Consider the following 749-nt stretch of genomic DNA (forward strand, 5'->3'; position numbering starts at 1 on the left):
GGGAGTCTCGTGACCGGACGGATGTCGTTTTTTGGCTAAAGAGGGTCTTTTGATCCGACAGACGTCGGATCGCTGGGCCCCGGATCAAGTCCGGGGTGACGGTGGTGTGTGGCGGTGGGTGGGGTTGCGGTGCGCGTCTGCGGTGCGGGTCCGATCTAATTCAATTCAATTCAATTCAGTCCGCTCCGATCCGATCCGATCCAATCTAATCTAATCTGCTCTGCTCTGTTGCAAACGCCGTCCGTGCTTATTCCTTGCGAGGGCGGTCTGCGGCGGCGATGTAGGCGTCCAATTTGCGTAGGGCTCTGGCGCGCGCATCCTCGGGCTCACGCCGCAAGAGCTTGTCTGGTGGCAGGATCATGTAGGGCTTCGAATCCGGTGACTCTGCTTTTTTGGCCCGGCGCAGGTGGTGCAAGTAAAGTCCCGCGAAGCCGAGGGCGAAGACGCAGGGCATGTAGATCAGCGAAATCTTTACCCCATCCGACATCATGCGGAATGTGTGCAGAAGATCGGCCCAGATGCTGTAATTTTCCATCGCATTTCCCCATTGCAACGGCTATGCGCGGAAAAGCGCCGCAGGCCGAGGTTCCTGTCGAAACGGAAGCGACCACCGGAGGAAACGGGCCCCTGGTGGCCGGGGAGTTCGTAAGCCGCTTAAGAACGACCACCCTGACCTTTAGGCGTTAGCCTTGGACATACGTCAGGGCCTCCCCAGCCATAGAGGTAGCAGGAGAGCTTATAGTCACAAT

The 749-nt window shown here is 58.2% G+C and carries 1 protein-coding gene; it reads right to left on the bottom strand.

All coding sequences use genetic code 11. From position 1 onward, the window contains the following. Nucleotides 1-247 precede the first annotated feature (247 nt). Nucleotides 248-535: a hypothetical protein gene (locus tag ASF69_RS01280; protein WP_062584539.1), complete on the bottom strand. Its 288-nt coding sequence runs from the start codon at nucleotides 533-535 to the stop codon at nucleotides 248-250. Between the last annotated feature and the right edge of the window lie 214 nt (nucleotides 536-749).

It is taken from the genome of Rhizobium sp. Leaf311, from assembly GCF_001423445.1.
In the GTDB taxonomy this organism is placed as follows: domain Bacteria; phylum Pseudomonadota; class Alphaproteobacteria; order Rhizobiales; family Rhizobiaceae; genus Agrobacterium.

What these genes read in the sequence shown, in the direction of transcription:
- ASF69_RS01280 (WP_062584539.1), bottom strand. Translation starts at nt 535, where the DNA reads ATGGAAAATTACAGCATCTGGGCCGATCTTCTGCACACATTCCGCATG.